Genomic DNA, 19,712 nt, shown 5'->3' with positions numbered 1-19,712 from the left:
TGTCGCCAAATTCTCGATCGGCCGTGCCCTCAGCCTGGCGCCGGTTGCGGCCGGCGTGCCTTCAAAGCCATCTTCAACGCCGCCAGGCAACCGACAATGCCGAGTGGCACGAAGGCCAGGTACAGCCAGCCGGCGACGTGCGCTGCTGCCTCGCGGTTCAGTCCGTCCGAAAAGCCGCTGGCATTGGCGATGATGCCGGCCATGGCGGCGCCCACGGCGTAGCCGATGCGCTGCATGGTCGGCACGGCGGCCGAGGCGATCGTCTGCTCGCCGTCGCGGGCCGAGGCGACGATGATGCGGGTCAGGAAGGGCCATGACACGCCGAAGCCACCGCCTTGCAACAAAGCGCAGAGCAGGATCAGCGGGATCGAGCCGGCGGGGATGGCATAGGCGAAACCGGCGAGGCCGGCTGCAATCATCAGCGCGCCGATGACGAGGATCTGCCGTTCGCGCTGCAGCGGCGCATTGGCGACGGCGATCGACAGGATCGACCAGGCGATCGATTCGGCGGCGATGATGTAGCCTGTGGTCAGGATCGGGATGCCGTGCAGCGTGGTAAGCAGAAGCGGCCCGTAGATGGAAAAAGAGACTGTCGCCACCGAGAAGGCGGCAACCATGCTCATGCCGCTGCCGACCGGCGAGCGCCATGAGAACAGGCCCGACGGGAACAGTCGCGATTGCGGCTTCATGGCGTCAACGAAAACGAACAGCGCCAGGCCGGCGAGGCCGAGGACCAGCAGCAGCGACGAGCGCAGCAAGGCGACGTCGACGCCTGCGGTGGCGATCAGCACGACGGCGATGGCGAGGCAGCCAAGTGCTGCAAGGGGGAAGGGCGGCGAGGTGCCGGCGGCGGCTTGCGGCTTCGTCGCTTCCGGCGTGTTCAGGACGATGAAGCTTGCCGATGCCATGGCGATGCCACCCAGCACGAAGACGCCGAAGGCCCAGCGCCAGGACAGGAGCTCGACCATGATCGCGCCGAGCATCGGGCCGCTGAAGGCGGCGACGCCCCAGATCGCCGACATTATGCCGAACAGCTGTGGCCAGATGCTGCGGTTAAACAGCCGCTCGACCGAGACGAAGGCCAGCGACACCAGCGCACCGCCGCCGAGACCCTCGACCAGACGGCCGCCAAGAAACACCGGCATGGACGGCGCGGTGGCGCAGATCAGTGCGCCCACGGCATAGAGCAGGGCGGCGACCGTGACGTTGGAGCGTAGAGCGACATAGCTGACCAGCCGCCCGGCCGCTGCGCCGGCGACAATGGCGCCGAGCTCGTAGACGGCCAGCGACCAGCCGACGAACTGCACACCGGCGAGGTCCCCGACCATGGCCGGCATGACCGTCGCCACCATCGTTTCGTTGGTGGCGTGCAGCAGGATGCCGAGGCTGATGAAGCAGAAGCGCGCGAGGTCGCCGCTTGCCCACAATGCCCGCCAGTCGACCTTGTTGCTGGTGATTTCAGTCATTCTTTTACCCTGCCTTTGCATATCTCGATGCCGGCGCATGGCGCCAGAAGCCAGTCGGGCTTTCCGGCGGGGCCATGCGCGCTGTTTCAGTCAGGCGAGTTGTAAAACCTCAAGCGCAGTTGAGCTCAAGTGGCTTTTTATCGAAGTGCAAACGGTCGAGATTGGCCGGAAGCCTCTCCGCTTGATGCGCCGGTCAGTTCTCAATGCTGCGCAGCTGAAACTGGCTGACGCCGATCGCAATGTTGATACCGGTCTGCGTCTGCAGGCTGAGCGGCTGCAGGGTGAAGGCCTGCGAGGAGCCGCCGACCAGGAGATTGGCGCCGGCGCCGACCGCCGCGGTCACTTCGGCGCTGGCGCCGATATAGTCGCCGGCCAACGCGCCGGGCGCATAGATGTTCCTCAGCGGCGTCAGCACCAGCCATTGCATGACGGTCTGCTTGGTGGTGCCGATGTCGAGCCCGTATTTGTTGACGGCGCCGAAATAGGCTTCCGGCGAAAAGCTCTTGTCGGCCGGCGTGAAGGTGCAGCTCAGATCCTTGCTGGAGCCGAAGATGAAGCCGGTGCCGCCGCCGATGGCGCAATCGAGCACACCGAGTTCGATACCCTGGCCTTGCGCTTGGGCCTGGGCGGTACAGATGATGGTGATAGCGGCGGCGATGGCTGGTTTCAGCACGGCGGATCCCCCAAAAAGCATGCGGCGCGAAACAGTAACCTGTTCCGCGCCGCGCGTAGAGGGATCAGTCGATCCTTATTTGCCGATGCTTATTTGAACGAGTGGATCAGCTCCAGGGAGGTTACGGCGACCGCTACATTGACGCCGGTCTGCGCCTGGACGCTGAGCGGCTCCAGCACAAAGGCGCCGTCCAGCCCGCCGACCAGCAGATTGGCGCCGCCGCCGGTCACCACGCTCGCCTCGGCGTTGACGCCGTAATAATGGCCGGCAAGGTCGCCCTCGTCATGGCCGCGGGTGGCGGCCAGAACCGCCCACACCAGCTGGCCCTGATGCGTCTGGCCGAGATCGACGCCGAGCTTGGAGATCATCCCCGTGTATTTCTCGGACGGCCCATGGTGATAAGGGCGGAACGTGCAGTCGACGCCCTTGTTCGACGTGATGACGTAACCGACGCCGCCGTCGATGGTGCAATCGAGCGTGCCGAGCTGAAGCTTGCCGGCGCTGGCGGGAACGGCAAGCAGCGTCGTGGCAAGTGCCGCGGCACAGATGATTTTCTTGATCATGGGTCAGTCCTTTCGAAAATGCCTTCAACAACGGTTGAATGGCCCGGAGCGTTCCGCTGAAAACTTGGCGCGATCAAGGCAGGGGTTAACGCTTTGCCCCCGGTGGTTAAGATTGGGTGATAGTGGGGTTTTCTGGATACGCAATCTCAAGGGGAAGCGCTCTGCGCTTTCCCTTGGGAGAAACCGCTCACGCGGCGCACTGCATCAGGAATAGAACGTTGTTATAAAAGGCCGCCGATGGCGGCGCGCCGGCTGCATCTCAGCCGGCGGTGGCGCCCGATGTGCGCGACAGGCCGTCCTTGGCCGGCTGGTAGGTCGGGTCGAGATGGACGGCTTCGCGGTAGGCCTTCGAGGCCTTGACCTTGTCGCCGCGGCGCTCGTAGATCAGCGCCTGGTTGGACCAGGCTTCGGCGTTCTTGCCGTCGAGCTTGATGGCCATGTTGAAGTCGGAGAAGGCGTTGTCCTCGTCATTCATGGCGAGATAGGAGAGGCCGCGGCCGTTATAGGGTTCGGCCGCGTCCGGCGCCAGGGAGATGGCGGTCGAGAAATCCTCGATGGCAAACTTGTGCTGGCCCTGGCTCTGATAGATCAGGCCGCGATTGTGATAGGCGCGGGCATCCGTGGTGTCGAGCTGGATCGCCTTCTGGAAATCGTTGAAGGCCTGCTGGGTCTGGCCGGCCTTGCGATAGAGGTTGCCGCGGCCGATATAGGCGGCGTCATAATTTGCATTGATCTGGATCGAGCGGTTGTAGTCGGCAAGGGCGGCCGCCTGGTTGCCGAGGAAGCGCTGGATCAGTGCCCGGTTCGAATAGGCCTGGTAGAAATTCGGGTTGAGCTGGATGGCGGTGTCGAAATCCTTCAGCGCCGCCTGGTACTGGCCGCCACGGCCATAGGCCGAGCCGCGCACATTGTAGCCTTCCGGATCCTGCGGATTGCGCTGGATCACCGCCGACAGCGAGGAGATGTTCTCGCTTGAGCCTTGCGCCTTGTCGATGTTGTTGAATTCGCCGGTCGGAACGCTCTGGCAACTGGCAAGCACCAGGCCGGACATCAGGGCTGCCGCCAGGGCCAAACCGCGCATTGTGGTTCTGCGCTCTACGCCGATTGCGTTCATGTCTGCCCTGTCCTCACTTCAGCCGCGCCGTCCAGGTCCCCCTCCGGGCCGGGTCACAGATTGTCGTAACAAAATCTAGAACGCCGTTTGCGCGTTCAAGGGAACGGCCTCCAACAGAATGGCGGCGCTCCAAACAAAAAGGTGGCGGCGATTCCGCATCGCGCCACCTCAGAGTATCCTTCGAAAAGGACGAAAAATTGGCGTCAGAACCGCGGCGGACGCGGAGCACCACCAGGACCACCGGCGGCGCCGGCAGCAACCGGGCGCGGCGTCATCGGCAGCAGGCCTTCGCGCTGGGCGCGCTTGCGGGCCAGCTTGCGGGCGCGGCGAACGGCTTCGGCCTTTTCACGGGCGCGCTTCTCGGAAGGCTTCTCGTAATGGCCGCGCATCTTCATTTCGCGGAAAATGCCTTCGCGCTGCATCTTCTTCTTGAGAGCGCGAAGCGCCTGATCAACGTTATTGTCGCGGACGAGTACCTGCACGGGCAATCCTGTCTTTCGGGTTTGATATCAACAGGCAAGTGACCATAGTCACATGCCTCCGCGGCGCTTTACACCACGAATTGTGGCGGCTGATAGCAGAATCAGGCCGCGCTGTCCACACTGGAAATGAAGGACAACCGCCAATTTGCCACGGCAGCCCCGAGATAGGGCGCCAACTAGGCGCTGGCCAGATGGAGCCGTGCGAAATCCTCGAAGAATTCGCCGTAATCGCAGGTAATTTCCTCGCCGGCTGATATATCTCGAGTGGCGGTGGCGCCGCCATATTGCGAAAAATCCGTGTTCGGCCGCTCGGCGTGGTTCATGAAGCGGCCATTATCGACTTCATAGACCATGAAGCCGGGACGGTCGGGGCTCGGATAGGCATAGCGGTCGAGCAATTCCTTGAGGTGCGGCGGCGCCGCCTCGTATTTGTCCATCGGGATCAGCCGGTCGAAATCCGGATCGAGCCGCCAGATCGAGGCGCCCTTCCTGATCGGCTCGGCGGCGAACACGCCGACGCCTTCGATTGCGCTCTGGGCGACATAGGTCCTGATCAGCAGCATGTCCGTCCTCCTCACCCGAAACCGAATCGCCAAATCGCGTGGAAAAAGCAAGTCCGGTTTCGGGTTCTATGGCTGATCGGCGCGGGCGATGACCCGCGAAATGCTTCACGTCCGGGTGATCGAGACGCCGCCATCGGCAAACAGCGCCGATCCTGTGGTGAAGCTCGACGCATCCGATGCCAGGAAGAGCGCAGCGCGGGCGATCTCTTCAGGCACAGCGACACGTTTCAAGGCATGCAGGTTTTCCACGAAAGCGCGTGATTCCGGCGTCTTGAATGTTGCCGACGGGGTGTCGGTGCCACCCGGCATCAGCGCGTTGACCCGCACGCCCCTGGGGCCGTATTCGGCGGCCAGTACCTGCGTCAGGCCGATCAGTCCGGCCTTGCTCGCGGCATAGCTGGTCATGCCCGGCATGCCGACTGTGTGACCGACGAAGGTCGAGGTGAAGATCAGCGATCCGCCGCCGCGTTCGACCATCGCCGGCACCTGGTATTTCGCGCCGAGAAAGGCGCTGGTCAGATTGGCGTCGAGCGTCTCGCGCCATCCGTCCAGCGACAGTTCCGAAATCGGACCCATCGTTCCGACGGAGCCGACATTGTTGAAGGCGATATCGAGCCCGCCGAATTTTTCGACGGCGAGATCGACGAGGGCTTTTGCATAGGCTTCGTCGCGGACATCGCCGGCAAGCGCGACTGCCGTGCCGTCGGCGTCCTCGATTTCGACGACCAGCGCATCGAGTTCGGCCTGGCGGCGGGCGGCGATGACGACCCTGGCGCCTTCTTCGGCGAAGAGTTTTGCGGTGGCGCGGCCGATGCCGGAACTGGCGCCGGTGACGATCGCTATTTTATTGGTGAGTGCGAACATTTTTTGCATCCTTTCATCGCGCCGGCTGTGCCGGCACCCGGGATGTTGATCGCAGTTCGGGACGGTGCTAGCCACCCGATACGTGCTCGACTTGCTGAATGGCTTCGCAGCGGCACAAGCGCCGCGCGCCGGACTATTGCTTCAGCAGCCAGCCGAGGCGATCGAGCGAAAATGCGTAGCTGATGGCGATGAGCAGCGTGATGACAACGCCCTTAGTCGTGTGACCGGCGGCATAGAATCCGGCTGCACCGCCAAACAGGATGGCCAGTTCAAGCACCAGCCTGACTGCGCCTGGTACAGGAACCGGCGCGCGTCCGGACCGGCTCGGATCGCCGCGCACCGCGAAGGTTCCCCACAGCGCAGCTGCAATGAACGGCAAGGCCAAGGCGAAGAGCCAGCGCCACCATCCGCCGGAGAGGCTCCAGCCGGCAAAGCCGAGGCCAAGCAAGGCGGCAAGTTCCAGCAGGAAACGCAAGGTCAGATTCCACCAGGCGTTGCCCATATCCGTCCTCCAGAGTCTCGCGATCGCCAGTGTGTCCGAACGCAGCCATGCCTGCCAGCCCGGGTCTTTTCCACCGCGGCGCAAAACGGCAAGCGCCGTCGCAAACAGCGCAAGGGTGGAAGCGCCGTTTCGCTAGTGATACACCTCGCGCACCGGGGCTGCGTAAAATACCCCACCGCCATTTGCGAGGCTGGAACGTTGAAAAAATATTCGGTATTCGCCATCGCCCGCGAGGCCATGCGCGGCCACAAGGGCTGGGAGGAACAATGGTCCTCGCCGGAACCGAAGAAGGAATATGACGTCATCATCGTCGGCGCCGGCGGTCATGGCCTGGCCACCGCCTACTATCTCGCCACCGTGCACGGCATCACCAATGTCGCGGTGCTGGAAAAGGGCTGGCTAGGCGGCGGCAACACCGGGCGCAACACCACCATCATCCGCTCCAACTACCTTTACGACGAGAGCGCCGGCATTTACGACCATGCGCTGAAGCTGTGGGATGGGCTCTCCCAGGAACTCAACTACAACGTCATGTATTCGGCGCGCGGCGTCATGATGCTGGCGCACAATGTGCACGACATCCAGGTGCTGAAGCGCCATGTCCATGCCAACCGTCTCAACGGCATCGACAATGAATGGCTGACGCCTGAGCAGGCGAAGGTATTCTGCCCGCCGCTCAACATTTCCAGGCAGGCGCGCTATCCCGTCGTCGGCGCCGCCTTGCAGCGGCGAGGCGGCACGGCGCGTCACGATGCGGTGGCCTGGGGCTATGCGCGCGGCGCTTCGGCGCGCGGCGTGCACATCATCCAGAATTGCGAGGTCACCGGCGTCAAGCGGGCGGCCAATGGCGCGGTCATGGGCGTCGACACGACGCGCGGCTTCATCGGCGCCAAGAAGGTCGGCGTGGTGGCTGCAGGCCACTCCTCGGTGATCATGAACATGGCGGGCGTGCGCATGCCGCTGGAAAGCTATCCGCTGCAGGCGCTGGTGTCGGAGCCGGTCAAGCCGGTGGTGCCTTGCGTGGTGATGTCGAACACGGTGCACGCCTACATCTCGCAGTCCGACAAGGGCGAGCTGGTGATCGGCGCCGGCACCGACCAGTATGTCTCCTATTCGCAGACCGGCGGCCTGCACATTTTGCAGCATACGCTGGACGCCATCTGCGAGATGTTCCCGATCTTCACCCGCATGAAGATGCTGCGCTCGTGGGGCGGCATCGTCGACGTGACGCCCGACCGTTCGCCGATCCTGGCCAAGACGCCGGTATCAGGCCTCTACGTCAATTGCGGCTGGGGCACGGGCGGCTTCAAGGCAACGCCCGGCTCAGGCCATGTCTTTGCCCACACGATTGCCAAGGACGATCCGCATCCTATCAACGCGCCCTTCACCATCGAGCGCTTCCGTACCGGCCGCCTCATCGACGAGGCAGCGGCGGCGGCGGTGGCGCACTGATGATGGTGGAGTTGGCTGTAGCGGTGCCGCTGGTGCTGGCGGGGGAGCAGGACCTGTTCCACTTTCCGTCACCGGACGAAGTGCGCACGCAGCCGATCAGCCGCGCCGGCAACGAAGCCAATTGGCCGTTTTCGATCGACGCCGGCATTCTGGGATGCGTGTGGAGTGGTGGCCAGAAGGTGGTCATCTTCATGGAGAACAGGCCCTCCGATCTCGGCGAGGACGACACATTCGAGCCGCGCAGCGTCATCGTGACGACCGATCCGTTTCAGCTCACGATCGGCAACATGGCGTATCGCGAGCTGTTTCGCCCCGCCGCAAGTGTAGAGGAGCGCATTCGGCTCGTCGCGCCTTTTGCGGCGATGGGCCAGAGGCTTTGCAACCAACCGGCCGGCGCGCATGTCGGCCACGGCGAATTGTAGGAACGAACGATAATGCTTCTCATCCGCTGCCCCTATTGCGAGGAAGAGCGCCCGGAGCTCGAGTTCCGTAACGCCGGCGAGGCGCATATTGCGCGTTCGGCCAACATGGCGGGCGAGAGCGACGACGATTTTGAAAAGTTCTTCTTCATCCGCTCGAACCCCAAGGGCATCATCTATGAGCGCTGGCGCCACATCCATGGCTGCGCACGCTTCTTCAATGCGGTGCGCGACACCGTCACCGACAAGTTCGTCATGACTTACAAAGCCGGCGAGCCGAAACCGTCCAAGCTGCCCAAAAACTCCAACGAAATGGCTTCCAAATGAGCGGCGCGTTCCGCATTCCGAGCGCCGGCCGTCTCAGCCAGGCGAAGACCGCGCGGTTCTCTTTCGACGGCCAGTCTTACACCGGCATCGAAGGCGACACGCTGGCCTCGGCGCTGCTTGCCAATGGCGTGCATTTGGTGGGACGTTCGTTCAAGTATCACCGTCCGCGCGGCTTCCTGTCGGCCGGAGCGGAAGAGCCCAACGCGCTGGTCGAGGTCAAGCGCGACGCGGCACGCAAGGCGCCCAACATCCGCGCCACGGTGCAGGAGCTCTATGACGGGCTCGTCGCCAACTCGCAAAACCGCTGGCCGTCGCTCGCCTTCGACGTCGGCGCGGTCAACGACATTGCATCGCCGCTGTTTTCGGCCGGTTTCTACTACAAGACCTTCATGTGGCCGAAGGCGGCCTGGAAGAGTCTCTACGAGCCGAAGATCCGCGCCGCGGCGGGTCTCGGCGTTTCGCCCGACAAGCCAGATCCCGACCATTATTCCTCGCGCTATGCGCATTGCGACGTGCTGGTGCTGGGCGGCGGTGCGGCCGGCATCGCGGCAGCGCTTGCCGCTGCCGAAACCGGCGCGCGTGTCATCCTCGTCGACGAGCAGGCCGGCTTCGGCGGCAGCCTGCGTTTCGAGAGCGGCGCCAGGATAGACGGCCATGACGGCTTTGGCTGGGCGCAAGCAGCGGTAGCCAAGCTTGCCGCCATGGACAATGTCCGTGTGCTCTCGCGCACGACGGCGTTCGGCTATTACGCGCAGAATTTCGTCGGCCTGGTCGAGCGGGTCAGCGACCATCTGCAAAACCCCGGCCACGATTTGCCGCGCGAGCGCCTATGGCAGGTACGCGCCAAGCGCGTGGTGCTGGCGACCGGCGCCATCGAACGCCATATGGTGTTTGCCGACAATGACCGGCCCGGCATCATGCTGGCCTCGGCGGCGCGGACTTATCTCAACCAGTACGGTGTCGCGGTCGGCAAAAATGTCGGCGTCTACACCGCCAATGACTCGGCCTACTCCGCCGCGATCGACCTGAAGAAGGCCGGCGTCAACGTGGCGGCGATCGTTGACCTGCGCGACCATCCGACCGGACCTGTGATCGACGAGGCGAGGGCGCTCGGGATCGAGGTCAATTTCGGCCGCGCGGTGATCCGCGCCGGCGGCAAGTTGCGCGTGACCTCGATGACGGTGCAGCCGAAGAATGGGGGCGGCGAGCGCACCATTCCGGTCGACGCCATCCTGATGTCGGCCGGCTGGACGCCGTCGGTGCATTTGTTCTCACAGTCGCGCGGCAAGGTCGCCTTCAATGACGAGACCAAGCGCTTCGTGCCGGGCATCTATGCGCAGGACTGCGTTTCGGTCGGCGCCTGCAACGGTACGGATGGGCTCTCGGCGTCGATCGACGAAGCCTATGCGGCCGGCGCCAAGGCGGCGAAGGATGCGGGCGGCAAAGTGGCCAAGGGCGTTAAGCCGAAGGTCGACGCGTCGGAAAGCTGGTCGCGCGGCATGCTGGGCGCGGCGCCCGGCGCCGGGCCGGACAAGACGGTCAAGGCCTTCGTCGATTTCCAGAACGACGTCACCGCCAAGGACATCCGCCAGGCGGTGCATGAAGGCATGCGCTCGATCGAGCACGTCAAGCGCTTCACCACCAACGGCATGGCGACCGACCAGGGCAAGACCTCCAACATGCACGGCCTGGCGATTGCCGCCGAGACGCTGGGCAAGCCGATCCCCGAGGTCGGGCTGACCACGTTCCGCGCACCCTATACGCCTGTCACTTTCGGCGCGATCGTCAGCCATTCGCGCGGTCCGCTGTTCGACCCGACACGCAAGACCGCGATCCATCCCTGGGCGGAAGCTCAAGGCGCGGTGTTCGAGGATGTCGGCCAGTGGAAGCGCGCCTGGTATTTCCCCAAACCCGGCGAGGACATGCACAAGGCGGTCGACCGCGAATGCGTCGCTGTGCGCAGCAATGCCGGCCTGTTCGATGCCTCGACGCTGGGCAAGATCGAAGTGGTCGGACCGGATGCGGCCAGGTTCATGGAACTGCTCTACACCAATCCATGGGAGAAGCTGGAACGCGGCCGCTGCCGCTATGGCATCATGCTGCGCGAGGACGGCTTCATCTATGATGACGGCGTCGTCGGCCGACTGGCGCCGGATCGTTTCCATGTGACGACGACAACCGGCGGCGCGCCGCGCGTCATGAACCACATGGAGGACTATCTCCAGACCGAGTTCCCGCATCTCAATGTCTGGCTGACGTCGATCACCGAACAATGGGCGGTCATCGCCGTGCAGGGGCCGAAGTCGCGCGACATCATTGCACCGCTGGTCGAAGGCGTCGACATGTCGGACGAGGCGCTGCCGCATATGTCGGTGCGCGAAGGCAAGATCTGCGGCGTGCCGACCAGGCTGTTTCGCATGTCGTTCACCGGCGAGCGCGGTTTTGAAGTCAACGTGCCGGCCGATCACGGCCAGGCCGTCTGGGAAGCGCTGTGGGCCGAGGGCCAAAAGCATGGCGCGACTGCCTACGGCACCGAGGCGATGCACGTGCTGCGCGCCGAAAAGGGCTACATCATCGTCGGGCAGGACACGGACGGTACGGTGACGCCGAACGATGCCGGGCTCGACTGGGCGGTCGGCAAGAAGAAGACCGATTTCGTCGGCATTCGCGGCCTGACGCGGCCCGATCTGGTCGCCAAGGGCCGCAAGCAGCTGGTCGGCTTGAAGACCAAGGACCCGAAAGTGGTGCTTGAGGAAGGCGCGCAGATCGTCGCCGACCCGAAGCAGGCGATCCCGATGAAGATGATCGGTCACGTCACATCCAGCTACTGGTCGGAAAATTGCGGTCGCTCGATCGCGCTGGCGCTGGTTGCCGGCGGGCGCGACCGGATGGGCGACACGCTCTATGTGCCGATGCCGAACGGGATGATCGAAGTGGAGGTTACCGGCATGGTGTTCTTCGACGAGACGGGAGGGCGCCTCAATGGCTAAGGCTGCTGCAAAGAAGACGGCCCCAGCTGCAGCGCCGTCGGTCGAGCGCCGCCCGGCCCTGGCTGAACGCGTCGTTTCCGCAACGGATGTCAAGGTCGAGGTGCTGCCGCCGGCGGAGCGCATGTCGCTGCGCGCGCCGGAGGCTTCCGTCGCGGCGCTGTCGAAGGCGCTCGGCCTGACCTTGCCGAAGCAGCCGAAAACTTCGGCGTCGAAGACAGGGCGCACGGCGCTGTGGCTTGGCCCTGACGAGTGGCTGGTTATCGATGAGGCTGGCAAGGATCCGCTGGCCGATCGTGCTGGGGCTGCCGCATTGCATTCGGCGGTCGGCATCTCGCACCGCAACGTCGCCTTCGCCGTCACCGGCCCGGCGGCTGCCGCCGCGATCAATGCAGGCTGCCCGCAGGATTTGTCGCTCGAGGCTTTTCCGGTGGGCGCGGCGTCGCGCACCATTCTCGGCAAGTGCGAAATCCTGCTGTTGCGCACGGCAGCCGACGCTTTCCGGGTCGAGTGCTGGCGTTCCTTCTCGGACTATGTCTTTACTTTCCTGTCGGAAGCAGCCAGCGACGCGGCGGCGTAGGAACGTTTGACGGGTCAAGCCGTTCTGCTTCCCCCATCAGGGAGAACATACGATGCCGTCGAAAGCGCCGCCGAAGTCAGCTGGCAAGACGTCCGCCGTGCGCTCACTCGAACATGAGCAGCATCACGAGGTGACTGCCGAAGAAGAGGAACTCGAGGAAGGCCTCGAGGACACGTTTCCGGCCAGCGATCCGGTGTCGATCACCTCGACCGCCATCCCAGGCGCGCCGGCAAGACCCGGCAAGGCCAAGACGGTGCCGGGTCGCAAACCGCGCAAGAAATAACCCGTTCGGCTACGCCAGGTTTGAACTCAGGAAAAGCCGGCTTGCGCTGAGGAAATGGGGGCGCTGAGGAAAAAACGGGCGGCCGGGATTATCCTGCCGCCCTTAAATTAATCGTTGTGCTGTGGTCGAGCCCGATCAACTTAGAACGTGCTCGGCACGATCCATGGGTTGATCTCGATGCCGAGACGCGGGCTCTTGGCCTTGACGTCGGACTTTTCGACCGAGCCGGTCACGGCGCAATCGAGCTTGGCATTGGTCGTGGTGTCGACGCAGGTGGCGGCGGGGGCCTGCTTGGTCGAGTGTGTGTTGTTGGCGGCGAAAGCCGAGCCGGAGAGAGCCAGCACGGTGGCGAGAGCGAGAAGGGTCTTGTTCATGTCTGTCTCCATCGGTTAAATTCTTTTCGTACATGTACGATACAACGTACACATACGCCCACCGAGATGGGTTTTCAAGTCGAAAAGCGTACGCGTACGACAAATTTTTTTGAATGCCGAAAATTGCGGCGCACTGACACAGCCGAAGCTCAGGCCGGACGTTGAATTGGAGGGGCGGGGATGCTCAGCAGTCGACCGGGGTCTCGGTCAGCGGCGGCACATTCTGAGTGCTGAGCGTGGCGAGTGTGAAATCGCACATCCGCGTCACGAAAGCCTGCGGATCCCCGAAGGGGTAGAACGGGAACGTGATCAAAAGCGAGATGGTGCCGTGGCCGACTGCCCAAAGCATGGTGGCGATGGCGCGCGGATCGCCCTGCAGCTTGCCTGCAGCAACGCAGGCCTCGACCCTGGATATCAGCGCTTTCATCGCCGGGTTGGCCTCTTCCATGTCCTCATAGCTTCTGCCTTCCGGCAGCTTGGTCTTTTCGGTCATGAACACGGTGCGGTATTCGTTGGGGTTGCCGAGCCCGAAGGCGGCATATTCGGTCATCACCGCACGCAAGGCCTCGATCGGATCGTCGGAAGGATGCTCCTCGATGCGGCGGGCAAGTGTTTCGAAGGCATCCTCGGCCAGCGCAAACAGGATGTCTTGCTTGTCGGCGAAGTAGGAATAGACCGACATCGGAGCATAGCCGACCCGCTTGGCCAACTTGCGGATGGTCAGGCCTTCATAGCCCTCTTCCTTGACGAGCTTGTGGGCTGCGTCGAGCAGTTCGGAACGCAGTTCGGCCTTTTGTTTCTCGCGGCGTTTCTGAACGCTCAGTGGCAAGATCCGGTGCCTTTGGTTGGTTGTGCATGACTGAATATATACGCTGTACGGAAACGGGCAAGGGCGCTGTCAGGGACATCAAAAAGCGACCTCAAGCTTTCTCTCGAATAGTCGTGCCCGTCTGGTCCATTTCGCCGGCATCTATGTCACAGCATGTGTAACCTGGGCGCACGCAGGCAACATCGGACTGTTACAAACAAAGCCTATTTGGCGGCTCTGCAAGAAATTTCGGTTTTCGGGGGCCTCTATGGCTGCGATAGAGCTTTCGTCCGGGCTGCCGGGCGCACATCCACTTTCTCATGGCGCAAGGCTGGCGCTCAGGCGAGTCGTGATAGTCGCATGGCTGGCGATCGCAATCGGCTTCGCCATGGAAGCGCTTATTCTGACTGCCGGATTTGCGGCAGGTTCGCACCCGGCCCCGACCCAGGTTCTGATAGACTTGGCGCAAGGCGTGACCTGGTCATTCTTCGTCTGCGCCGGCGTCAGCCTCGGCACGGCGATCACCAAGGTGCGAGCCTCGCTTGGCGGCCTTATCGCCATGATCTCGGGGCCGCTGGCCATGGGCATCGCCAAAGGTACGCAAAAGGTGATGGTGAGCGCGCTTGATGTATCGGCAAAGCCCGTGATCCTGTCGCTCACCACGCTCGGTATGTTGCGGGCGATCGAGTATGGCTTGCTGGGCTGGATGCTGGCTTCGCTGGCATCCAAGGAAAAACCTCGCTCGCTGCATTTCATGCTGGCGGGTGCCTTGGCCGGCGCGGTGTTCGGCGGCGGGATCACGGCGCTGACGATCGAGACCGCCGCAGCCAAGGACATTGCGCTGGCATTGCCGCAGGCTGTCGCCACCGGCCTCATTGAGATCGTGTTTCCGATCGGATGCTCGCTGGTCGTCTACATCGCCCTGCAAGTCAGCCGGCACATGAAGTTCATTTCCAGCGATGCGCGCTAGAGCCGGATGATTTCAGGTCGAATTGACCTGAATCTGAATCCGGCTCTAAATCAAATAGATAGAGCATGATGTCGTCCGAAAACCGCTTCACACTTTTCGGCATCATGCTCTGTCTACAGACGGTGATCGGTTTGCGTCCTGTTTCCAGGCCGGTTGCCACCGCCTCCGTGTGGGCTTGCTCCCCGGTCGGGGAACGGAACTGATCCGATCTGTCATCAAATCGCGCCGACCACACTATCTCATTGTCTACTCAGGTTCGGTCGATCAGCTTGGCGGCAAGGTGCGACAGCAGCTTCACCGCTTCGCCATAGGTCCTGGCCTTTTCGGGATTGGAGGCGTTGCCGTCGAGCGCCCGTTTGTAGACGCCCCTGACAGATGGCCGCCAAGCGGAAGAAGGAGAAGGCGAGGAAGAAGCTCCAATTGTCGATGCCGCCCAGCCCGCGCCGCCGGCAATAGGCGGCGACGTACGCGTCCTCGGAAGGAAGGCCGAGGGCGGCGCGGTCGACGCCGCCAAGACCGCGAAAGCCCGAGGCGTGCGGCAGGCGCCATTGCATGCATTGATAGGCGATGTCGGCGAAGGGATCGCCGAGTGTCGACAGTTCCCAGTCGAGCACGGCCAGCACTTTCGGCTCATTGTGCGCGAAGATCATGTTGTCCAGCCGGTAGTCGCCATGCACGAGAGATTTTCGGCCGTCATCGGCCGGCATATGCGTCTCCAGCCACGCGATCAGCAGGTCCATGTCGGCGACCGTGCCGGTCTCCGAGGCGCGGTACTGGCTGGTCCAGCGTGCCAGCTGGCGTTCGAAGTAATTGCCGGGTTTGCCGAAATCGCCGAGCCCGACCGCCTCGACATCGACGTCGTGCAGGGCGGCCAGGGTGGCGTTCATGGCATCGTAGAGGGCGGCGCGCTCATCGTTGCCAGCGGCCTCCGGCACTGCCGGATCCCAGAAGATGCGGCCGTCGAGAAAATCCATGACGTAGAACATGCGGCCGATCGGCGTCGCCTCCGCCGACAGATGCAGCATCGCCGGCACCGGCACGGCGGTGCCGGCCAGCGCCTTCATGACCGTGAATTCGCGGTCGACCTGATGCGCCGATTTCAGCAACTGGCCCGGCGGCTTGGCGCGCAGGACATAGCGGCCGCTGGCCGCGGTCAGCAGATAGGTCGGGTTCGACTGGCCGGATTTGAATTTTTCGATGGAATGAAGCCCGGCAAAACCCGGGATGTGCGCCTCGAGATAGGGCGCTAGTGCCGTCTGGTCCAGCGCGTTGGCGTCGCCGCTCATGCGGTCTCCGGCTCACGCTCGATCAGCGTCAGCGTCAGCCAGCGCGCCGTCAGCGCCGGCTTCTTCGAGCCTTCGATCTCGATGGTCACGTCATGCGCCGTCTGCACCCAGCCCGACGGCCTGACCTTGACGTCGGCCAGCACGAAGCGGGTGCGGATGCGCGCGCCGGTCTTCACCGGCGCCAGGAAGCGCAGCGAATCGAAACCGTGGTTGACGCCCATCTTGCCCTTTTCCAGCGGCGGCATGGTCTCGAAGGTCATCGCCGAGAGCAGCGACAACGACAGGAAGCCATGCGCGATGGTGCCGCCGAACGGCGTCTCGTTTTTGGCCCGCTCGGGGTCGCAATGGATGAACTGGTGGTCGTCGGTGGCGTCGGCGAACTGGTCGATCATGGTCTGTGTGACCTCGCGCCATGGCGAGACGCCGACTTCCTTGCCGACGCTGGCCAGAAGCACATCGAGACTGATCGGTTCCACTGCGGTGTCCTCCCCTCGCCGCCGACCGCGGCTCATTCCTTGAACAGTGTCAGCCCATGCTGCACCGACTGCCCGCCGTCGATCGGCAGGATGGCGCCGGTGACATAGGAACCGGCACGGCTGCACAAATAGAGCGTTGCGCCGCCGATGTCATCCGCCACGCCGATACGGCCGATGGGGACATGGCTGCCGACATGTCTGGCCTTTTCGTCGGTGCCCGTGGCAAAGGCGGTCATCCGGCTCTGGAAGGGACCGGGCGCGAAGGCGTTGACGGTGATGCGCCGCGCCGCGAGTTCGATCGCCAGCGTGCGCGTCAGGTGGTGAACGGCGCCCTTGGACGCGGTATAGGAATAGGCGTCGTCGGCCAGCGGCTGCGTGCCCATCACCGAGCCCAGATTGATGACGCGGGCCGGATCGGCATCGCTGGCCGCGGCTTCCAGCAGCGGCAGCAATTCGCGCGTCAGATGAAAGACGGCGGTGACGTTGACGGCGAACACCTTGGCCCAGCCGCTATAGGGAAAATCCTCCAGCGAGGCGCCCCAGGATATGCCGGCATTGTTGACGAGGATGTGCAGCTTCTCGGTGCGCGCCTTGACCTCGCTGACCAGCGCGGCAATGCCTGCTTCGCTCGAGACGTCACCGGCGAAGCCTTCGGCACTGCCGGAGCCGCCGAGCCCGTTCAACTCAGCGGCGACCTTGATGCAATCCTCGCCCTTGCGCGAAGCGATCATCACGGTGGCGCCGGCTTGGACCAAAGCGGTCGCCACCATGCGGCCGATGCCGGTCGCGGCTCCCGTCACCAGCGCTGTCTTGCCGGCGACTGAGAACAGTTCTTCCAGATAGCTCATCGCAATTCCTCCGCGCCTCTCTGCTCACGGTCTGGGGCGAAAGGGGCTCGCGTTGACAAGGCTACCCGAAGTACGGTCATCCTTGCCACGGGTAAAGTGCCCAGATGCGTGAAAGGGTTGGAGACCGATGGCGGACATGAATCTAGGCATGACCGAGCGGCTGAAGCCGATCCACGCCCGTGTCGCCGCCATGGTGCGCGATGAGATCATGCCGCTCGATCATGATTTTTTGAGTGAGGTCGGCAAGGGCGGCGACCGCTGGGTCTACACCGCGCGGCAGACCGAGATCCTCGAGGGATTGAAGAAGACGGCCAAGGAGCGCGGCCTGTGGAATTTCTGGCTGACCGGGTCCGAGCGCGGCTATGGTCTCTCGACGGTCGAATACGCCTACCTCGCCGAGGAGATGGGCAAGGCGCATCTCGGCGCCGAGACCTTCAACTGCTCGGCGCCCGACACCGGCAATATGGAGGTGCTGGAGCGCTACGGCTCGGACGACCACAAGCAGGCATGGCTTGAGCCGCTGCTCGAGGGCAAGATCCGCTCGGCCTATCTGATGACCGAGCCGGACGTCGCTTCCTCCGACGCCACCAACATCGCCATGCGCTGCGAACGGCGAGGCGACGACTATGCACTCAACGGTGAGAAATGGTGGGCGTCGGGGGCCGGGGGCCCGCGCTGCGCCATCTACATTGTCATGGTCCGCACCGGCGGCGAAGCCGAGCCGCAGCACCGCCGCCATTCGATGATCCTGGTGCCGTCCGGCACCAAGGGCGTGATCAAGCTTCGACCGATGCAGGTCTATGGCGATGACGGCGCGCCGCACGGCCACATGCACCTCCGCTTCGACAATGTCAGGGTGCCGGCCGGAAACCTGATCCTCGGCGAGGGCAGGGGGTTCGAGATCGCCCAGGGGCGGCTTGGCCCCGGCCGCATCCACCATTGCATGCGCGCCATCGGCCAGGCCGAAATGGCGCTGGAGCTGCTGTGCCAGCGCTCGGTGCGCCGCGAGGCCTTCGGCCAGCCATTGGCCAAGCTCGGCGCCAATTTCGACATCATCGCGGAGTGCCGCATGGAGATCGAGATGGCGCGGCTGCTCTGCCTCAAGGCGGCGTGGATGATCGACCAGGGCGATGCGCGCGCAGCCGCGCCCTGGATCAGCCAGATCAAGGTCATCGCACCGCGCGTCGCGCTCAAGGTCACCGACGAGGCAGTGCAGATGTTCGGCGCGCAAGGCATCAGCCAGGACACGCCGCTGGCACGCTCATGGACGCATCTGCGAACCCTGCGCCTCGCCGACGGGCCGGACGCCGTGCACCGCCGGCAGGTGGCGCGCACGGAGCTCAGGAAATACACGCAGGAAAAGGTCTGAGTGGATGAAAACCCTCATCGCCCGCGATCGCGCCGCTCGGCCACCTCGTCTATGCCGACAATCTGAAGGAGCTGGGTCGGCTGGCATCGCGCCGGCAAGGTTCGGCCGGTCATCGAAGGCACTTATCCGCTGGCCGATGCCGCCGCCGTGGTGACGCGCGTGCTTGGCCGTGGCGCATCCGGCAAGCTCATCCTCAAACTGTAAGGAGCCCCGCCATGGCGATCCCCTCAGACATGAAAGCACTGCTGCTGACCGGCGACGGCTACACCAGGACGCCCTCCGGCAGTGCGCTGGAGGCGATGGAGCCGTATCTCAAGCTTGGCAGCATCGGCGTGCCGACGCCCGGACCGAGCCAGGTGCTGATCAAGGTCAGCCTCGCCTCGATCAACCCGTCCGACGTCATGTTCATCAAGGGCCAGTACGGTCAGCCGCGCGCCAAGGGCCAGCCGGCCGGCTTCGAGGGTGTCGGCACGGTCGTTGCCAGCGGCGACGAGCCCTATGCGAAAAGCCTGATCGGCAAGCGCATCGCCTTCACCACAGGCGTCACCAATTGGGGCGCGTGGGCGGACTATGCAGTTGCCGAAGCTGCCGGCTGCATTCCGCTGCTCGACACGGTCCGCGACGAGGATGGCGCGGCGATGATCGTCAACCCGCTCACGGCGCTCGCCATGTTCGACATCGTCAAGGAGACGGGCGAAAAAGCCTTCATCATGACCGCCGGCGCCAGCCAGCTTTGCAAGCTGATCGCGGGTCTCGCCAAGGAGGCTGGGTTCCGGCCGATCGTCACCGTGCGCCGCGACGAGCAGATTCCGCTGTTGAAGGAGATCGGGGCTGCCCATGTGCTCAACGAGAAGGCGCCGGATTTCAAGGCAGCACTACGCGATGTGGTCAAGGCCGAGCAGCCGCGCATCTTCCTCGATGCCGTGACCGGGCCGCTGGCCTCGGCGATCTTCGACGCCATGCCGAAGCGCTCGCGCTGGATCATCTATGGACGGCTCGATCTGGACACCACTGTCATCCGTGAGCCCGGCCAGATGATCTTCCAACACAAGCACATTGAAGGCTTCTGGCTGGTCGAATGGATGCGCCAGTTCCGCGACAAGCGCGGCCCGGCGATCATGGAAGCACAGAAGCGCTTTTCGGATGGGCGCTGGTCAACCGACGTGACGGCGGTGCTACCGCTGGATGAGGCGATGGCGAAGGCCCCGGCGGAGCTGGCCAAGCCGAACGGGAAGGTGTTTATTAGGCCGTGACTTTCTACCCTCCCCCTTGTGGGGAGGGTCGACGAAAGAGCAATTTTGCTCTT

The 19,712-nt window shown here is 63.7% G+C and carries 21 protein-coding genes and 1 pseudogene; 9 read left to right on the top strand and 13 right to left on the bottom strand.

Translation table 11 applies throughout. The annotated features are described in order from the left end of the window. Positions 1-29 precede the first annotated feature (29 nt). From NKI46_RS02200 to NKI46_RS02165, 8 genes are all read right to left on the bottom strand, one after another. Entirely contained in the window at positions 30-1,466 is a 1,437-nt protein-coding gene (locus NKI46_RS02200; protein WP_352744515.1) for an MFS transporter, read from the bottom strand. 193 nt (positions 1,467-1,659) lie between these two features. Then, on the bottom strand, positions 1,660-2,139 hold the full coding sequence (locus NKI46_RS02195; RefSeq protein ID WP_023671135.1) for a DUF992 domain-containing protein: 480 nt from the start codon (positions 2,137-2,139) through the stop codon (positions 1,660-1,662). 89 nt (positions 2,140-2,228) lie between these two features. Beyond that, positions 2,229-2,702, bottom strand: coding sequence for a DUF992 domain-containing protein (locus NKI46_RS02190; RefSeq protein WP_023671136.1), 474 nt, complete (start codon positions 2,700-2,702; stop codon positions 2,229-2,231). A gap of 259 nt (positions 2,703-2,961) precedes the next feature. After that, complete coding sequence (locus tag NKI46_RS02185; RefSeq protein ID WP_023700994.1) at positions 2,962-3,816, bottom strand: tetratricopeptide repeat protein; 855 nt, start codon at positions 3,814-3,816, stop codon at positions 2,962-2,964. A gap of 203 nt (positions 3,817-4,019) precedes the next feature. After that, a complete protein-coding gene (gene rpsU / locus NKI46_RS02180) occupies positions 4,020-4,298 on the bottom strand; it encodes a 30S ribosomal protein S21 (RefSeq protein WP_023671138.1) in 279 nt (92 codons plus the stop codon). A 176-nt stretch (positions 4,299-4,474) separates the two neighbouring features. Further along, entirely contained in the window at positions 4,475-4,861 is a 387-nt protein-coding gene (locus NKI46_RS02175; protein WP_023671139.1) for an SET domain-containing protein, read from the bottom strand. Between the two features lie 105 nt (positions 4,862-4,966). Then, positions 4,967-5,725 carry an SDR family oxidoreductase gene (locus tag NKI46_RS02170; RefSeq protein WP_023671140.1) on the bottom strand — a complete coding sequence of 253 codons (759 nt, stop codon included), beginning with the start codon at positions 5,723-5,725 and terminating at the stop codon, positions 4,967-4,969. Positions 5,726-5,858: 133 nt separating this feature from the next. Then, positions 5,859-6,227: a YrdB family protein gene (locus tag NKI46_RS02165; protein ID WP_352744512.1), complete on the bottom strand. Its 369-nt coding sequence runs from the start codon at positions 6,225-6,227 to the stop codon at positions 5,859-5,861. Between the two features lie 198 nt (positions 6,228-6,425). Here NKI46_RS02165 and NKI46_RS02160 point away from each other — a divergent pair, with 198 nt between their 5' ends. From NKI46_RS02160 to NKI46_RS02135, 6 genes are read left to right on the top strand one after another with little or no spacing between them, the layout of a single operon-like run. Continuing rightward, a complete protein-coding gene (locus tag NKI46_RS02160; RefSeq protein ID WP_352744509.1) occupies positions 6,426-7,679 on the top strand; it encodes a sarcosine oxidase subunit beta in 1,254 nt (417 codons plus the stop codon). Next, positions 7,679-8,101, top strand: a complete 423-nt coding sequence (locus NKI46_RS02155; RefSeq protein ID WP_023671143.1) for a hypothetical protein — start codon at positions 7,679-7,681, stop codon at positions 8,099-8,101. The genes NKI46_RS02160 and NKI46_RS02155 overlap by 1 nt, the downstream gene beginning before the upstream one ends. 12 nt (positions 8,102-8,113) lie before the next feature. Further along, positions 8,114-8,425 carry a sarcosine oxidase subunit delta gene (locus NKI46_RS02150; RefSeq protein ID WP_023683197.1) on the top strand — a complete coding sequence of 104 codons (312 nt, stop codon included), beginning with the start codon at positions 8,114-8,116 and terminating at the stop codon, positions 8,423-8,425. After that, positions 8,422-11,415: a sarcosine oxidase subunit alpha gene (locus NKI46_RS02145; protein ID WP_352744506.1), complete on the top strand. Its 2,994-nt coding sequence runs from the start codon at positions 8,422-8,424 to the stop codon at positions 11,413-11,415. The genes NKI46_RS02150 and NKI46_RS02145 overlap by 4 nt, the downstream gene beginning before the upstream one ends. Next, complete coding sequence (locus NKI46_RS02140; protein WP_352744503.1) at positions 11,408-11,992, top strand: sarcosine oxidase subunit gamma; 585 nt, start codon at positions 11,408-11,410, stop codon at positions 11,990-11,992. The genes NKI46_RS02145 and NKI46_RS02140 overlap by 8 nt, the downstream gene beginning before the upstream one ends. A gap of 52 nt (positions 11,993-12,044) precedes the next feature. Next, a complete protein-coding gene (locus NKI46_RS02135) occupies positions 12,045-12,275 on the top strand; it encodes a hypothetical protein (protein WP_023691851.1) in 231 nt (76 codons plus the stop codon). A 140-nt stretch (positions 12,276-12,415) separates the two neighbouring features. Here NKI46_RS02135 and NKI46_RS02130 read toward each other — a convergent pair whose 3' ends face one another. Both NKI46_RS02130 and NKI46_RS02125 read right to left on the bottom strand, forming a co-directional pair. Continuing rightward, entirely contained in the window at positions 12,416-12,649 is a 234-nt protein-coding gene (locus NKI46_RS02130; RefSeq protein ID WP_023671148.1) for a DUF680 domain-containing protein, read from the bottom strand. A 184-nt stretch (positions 12,650-12,833) separates the two neighbouring features. Beyond that, complete coding sequence (locus NKI46_RS02125; RefSeq protein ID WP_023671149.1) at positions 12,834-13,478, bottom strand: TetR/AcrR family transcriptional regulator; 645 nt, start codon at positions 13,476-13,478, stop codon at positions 12,834-12,836. A 247-nt stretch (positions 13,479-13,725) separates the two neighbouring features. Here NKI46_RS02125 and NKI46_RS02120 point away from each other — a divergent pair, with 247 nt between their 5' ends. Beyond that, a complete protein-coding gene (locus NKI46_RS02120) occupies positions 13,726-14,427 on the top strand; it encodes a hypothetical protein (protein WP_023691850.1) in 702 nt (233 codons plus the stop codon). Between the two features lie 250 nt (positions 14,428-14,677). Here the strand turns inward: NKI46_RS02120 and NKI46_RS02115 are convergent. From NKI46_RS02115 to NKI46_RS02105, 3 genes and pseudogenes are all read right to left on the bottom strand, one after another. Further along, positions 14,678-15,713: pseudogene (locus tag NKI46_RS02115) on the bottom strand (phosphotransferase family protein). Then, positions 15,710-16,225, bottom strand: coding sequence for a MaoC family dehydratase (locus NKI46_RS02110; protein ID WP_280791431.1), 516 nt, complete (start codon positions 16,223-16,225; stop codon positions 15,710-15,712). Before NKI46_RS02110 ends, NKI46_RS02115 begins: the two are co-directional and overlap by 4 nt. Then, complete coding sequence (locus NKI46_RS02105; protein WP_023710918.1) at positions 16,222-17,037, bottom strand: SDR family oxidoreductase; 816 nt, start codon at positions 17,035-17,037, stop codon at positions 16,222-16,224. The genes NKI46_RS02110 and NKI46_RS02105 overlap by 4 nt, the downstream gene beginning before the upstream one ends. 127 nt (positions 17,038-17,164) lie before the next feature. Between NKI46_RS02105 and NKI46_RS02100 the strand changes: the two genes are divergently transcribed. Together NKI46_RS02100 and NKI46_RS02095 are read left to right on the top strand one after the other, a co-directional pair. Next, on the top strand, positions 17,165-18,406 hold the full coding sequence (locus tag NKI46_RS02100; RefSeq protein WP_352744500.1) for an acyl-CoA dehydrogenase family protein: 1,242 nt from the start codon (positions 17,165-17,167) through the stop codon (positions 18,404-18,406). Positions 18,407-18,621: 215 nt separating this feature from the next. Then, positions 18,622-19,659, top strand: a complete 1,038-nt coding sequence (locus NKI46_RS02095) for a zinc-binding dehydrogenase (protein WP_023737616.1) — start codon at positions 18,622-18,624, stop codon at positions 19,657-19,659. The last annotated feature ends 53 nt before the right edge of the window (positions 19,660-19,712 follow it).

Origin of the sequence: Mesorhizobium sp. M0615, assembly GCF_040320805.1 — a bacterium.
GTDB lineage: Bacteria > Pseudomonadota > Alphaproteobacteria > Rhizobiales > Rhizobiaceae > Mesorhizobium.
The sequence above is the reverse complement of the archived record's forward strand: the minus strand, read 5'-3'. Positions and strand labels throughout refer to the sequence as shown.